Genomic DNA, 3,712 nt, shown 5'->3' on the forward strand with positions numbered 1-3,712 from the left:
ATTAACGAAATGATACTCTCTCCTTCAGGATTTAGAAAAATATTTGCACAATCAAAAAAAGAAAATTCAATGGATAATGAAATAAATGAAGATGATAAAATATTAGTTGCAATAATATCACTTACAATATCTAATTACTTTCAAGACAAGCCAAAACAATACATTAACGTTGGATTGGATTCAAGAGCAACGGGAAACGTAATATCACAAATAATAATTAAAACATTAATTTTAAACAATGACAAAATTAATTTTTTTGGTATACTTCCAATACCAGAAATTTTGGCTTACACAAAAATTAGTAAAAATTCAAAAGGATTCATATACATTTCTGCTAGCCATAATCCTAAAGGATATAATGGTATTAAAACTGGTCTAGATGATGGGGGCGTGTTAAATTCAAATGAAATAAACAAAATAATAAAACAAATCAAATATAATATACAAAATAAAAATCTAATAAAAAATCTAATAAAAAAATTACAAAATTTTAATAATAATACTCAATACTTAAAAACATATGAAACAATCATAGCTTCAAAAGACAAATTGAAAGCACAATCTTATAACGCATATAAATCACTAATGCAACAAATCATATATTCAGACGAACATAACCAAGAAAACATTGATATACTAAAAGCAAATATCAAAAAAGAACAAATGGGAATAATAGGTGAAATGAACGGAGGATCTCGTATCAATTCAATTGATAAAGAAATGCTTCAATCTCTAGGACTAAAATTAGAATTTCATAACACTGAAATTGGCATTTTTAAGCATGGAATGACTCCAGAAGGAAAATCTTTAAACATGTGCAAAAAAATATTAGAACAAAAATTCCAAAAAGACAATTCATTCCAACTAGGATATGTACCTGACTGTGATGGAGATAGAGGAAATCTGATTACAATAAACAAAAATGGACAAGCAAATATTATTTCATCACAAAAAATATTTGCACTCTCAGTACTCTCAGAACTTAGTTACCTTTATCATATAGGAATTAAAAAAAACTTGGCTGTAGTGGTTAATGATGCAACTTCTCTAAATATCGAAAAAATAGCCTCACTATTTAATGCAAAAGTTTACAGAGTTGAAGTAGGAGAAGCAAATTTAACAGAAATGGCTGATATTTTACGAAACAAAGGACTAATAATAAAAATTTTTGGAGAAGGATCAAATGGAGGAAATATCACACATCCTTCAAAGGTAAGAGACCCACTTGCAACTGTTTTTAGCATTATAAAATTACTTAAAATCAAAAATCTTTACAAAATATGGTGCACATTATCTCAAAATTCATATAATGAATACTATAATCTCGATGACATATTAAAAACAATCAACTTTTACAGTAATATAGAAGTATCATCAAAAGAAGCTATACTTAAAATAAGAGTACAAAATCAAGAAACATTAAAAACTAACTATGAAAAACTATTAAAAACAGAATTTAACAAAAATAATACGATAATAAACCAATTACAAATTAACAATTATGAAATCCTTAATTACGAAGGAATAACACAAACCACTACTAGAACCCGTGATGCATCAGGAGGCCTTAAAGTTTTACTAAAAAATGACAAATACGAAATAATTGGCAGCTTATGGATGCGTGGCTCAAAAACAGAACCTATATTCAGAGTACTAAGCGAAGTTAAATCTGAATATCACAATTTATTATATGATATTTTGGATTTTCACAAACACTTAATAAAAACTGCAAACTCAATAACATAATCTCAACACTGAAAATAAAAATTAACAATTTACCTTATAGCCACAATTAAAACAATTAATACCCAAAATTACTTTTCTATTTATATTTCGCCATTTTTTCTATATTCCTTCTAACTCCATTCCATGTTTTTGATATACCCATTAAATTCTTAGCATCTCTTACAGTTTCTAATGCAACCTTTCGAGTTTTATTTGTACCTTCAAAAATTATCTCATCAACATAACCTTTCTTAGCTTTAAAAAATTCTCTTCTCTCCCTAATTGGAATTAAGAATTGATTTAACACATTAAAAAGTCTCTCTTTAACTTCAATATCTCCAATTGTACCTTTTTTATATCTACTCTTAAGTTCACAAAGCTCATCCATATCACTATTAAAAAGATCATGATAAATAAAAACAGGATTACCATCAACTTCTCCCGGTATATCCGCTCTTATTCTTTTTGGATCTGTAAACATAGACATAACTTTTTTGCGTAATAATTTTTCATCATCATTTAAAAATATTGCATTACCAAGACTTTTACTCATCTTAGTTTTACCATCAATTCCCACAAGAGTATGAAAATCCGTAAATATAGCTTCAGGAATTGGAAAAAAATTCTCACCATAAAGAAAATTAAATTTTCTAGCAAGTTCTCTTGTAAGCTCAATATGAGATTCATTATCACGTCCAACAGGAACAAAATCAGCCTTTGCCATTAAAATATCTGCACTCATTAAAACAGGATAACCTAATAGCCCATAAGGAATTTCACTCAGTCCAGCATTAATGCTCATATCTTTTATACTAGGAATTCTTTGCAAACGATTAACCATAACAATCATTGATAATATTAAATTTAACTCTAAAAGCTCAGGTATTGCTGATTGCAAATAAATATTAACTCTCTCAGGATCAATTCCACAAGACAAATAATCCAAAACTATTTCTCTAACATTAATTGATATCTCATTAATGCTCTTTAGGTCTGATTGTGTAGTAAGAGTATGTAAATCCGCTATAATAATATAAGTCTCATACTCTTCCTGATACTTTAATCTATTAACAATAGATCCCACATAATGCCCCAAATGAAGAGAACCTGTAGGCCTATCCCCTGTAAGAATAACTTTTTTTTGCATCAATTTTCCTTATTATTAAAATTATTATCAATATTATCAAGGGTTAATATCTTAGAACCACTTAAAAATACAGAAAAAGGTCGCAAATATACTATATTATCTACTATTACCTTTATAACAACTGTAAAAGGATAAGCTATTAAAAGTCCCACTATACCCCAAAGCCATCCCCAAAAGAAAAGAAAACAAAGCAATAAAAAAGGAGACAGATCAAGTCTATGTCCCTGCATCTTTGGCTCAAGAATATTTCCAATCAACATCTGAACAAATGTATTATATATAAATATATAAAGCACTAAATTTAAATCAGGATAAAACTGCACCAAAGCAGCTATCATAATAAAAAAAACAGCCAAAATCGAACCTATACTTGGAATAAAATTAAAAACAAATGTAAGCACAGCCCATACACGAGGAAAATCCTGCCCAAACAACTTTAAACCTATAAATACCAACAATCCAGTAAGAAAGCTAACAAACACCTTAATTCCCAAATATTTACTAATTTGATTATTGATTGTACTCAAAACTTCAATAAACATACTTGAAACAGATCGTTTAAACGCATTTTTAACTTTTATGTCAAAAATATGTATTTCTGATAACAAAAAATATAATAATAAAAATAAAACCACCAAACTGCTTGCAAATCCAATAATTTCATTAGATATCCTAGTTAAAAAAGGATAAATATATTTAGAAAAATCAATATTACTAATAATAGCACTATCTAATTTATACTTCTCAAGAATATCTACTATAATAAAAATCAATTGTTTTTGATAATAAGGAAGTTGATCAATTAAAACAGTAACACTGTAATATACAAAGCTAAAAACT

Annotated in this window: 3 protein-coding genes; 1 reads left to right on the forward strand and 2 read right to left on the reverse strand. The window is 27.5% G+C overall.

The window, feature by feature from the left end:
• The gene (locus tag BN1173_RS00045; protein WP_139418533.1) at window positions 1-1,746 is read left to right on the forward strand and encodes a phosphoglucomutase; all 1,746 of its coding nucleotides are present in this window, start codon (window positions 1-3) and stop codon (window positions 1,744-1,746) included.
• A 76-nt stretch (window positions 1,747-1,822) separates the two neighbouring features.
• Here BN1173_RS00045 and trpS read toward each other — a convergent pair whose 3' ends face one another.
• Both trpS and BN1173_RS00055 read right to left on the reverse strand, forming a co-directional pair.
• On the reverse strand, window positions 1,823-2,872 hold the full coding sequence (gene trpS, locus BN1173_RS00050) for a tryptophan--tRNA ligase (protein ID WP_040235684.1): 1,050 nt from the start codon (window positions 2,870-2,872) through the stop codon (window positions 1,823-1,825).
• Window positions 2,872-3,712, reverse strand: an 841-nt coding sequence (locus tag BN1173_RS00055; RefSeq protein WP_040235686.1) for an AI-2E family transporter, incomplete at its 5' end; no start/stop codon positions are given. The genes trpS and BN1173_RS00055, both read right to left, overlap by 1 nt.

Origin of the sequence: Borrelia crocidurae (assembly GCF_000825665.2) — a bacterium.
GTDB lineage: Bacteria > Spirochaetota > Spirochaetia > Borreliales > Borreliaceae > Borrelia > Borrelia duttonii.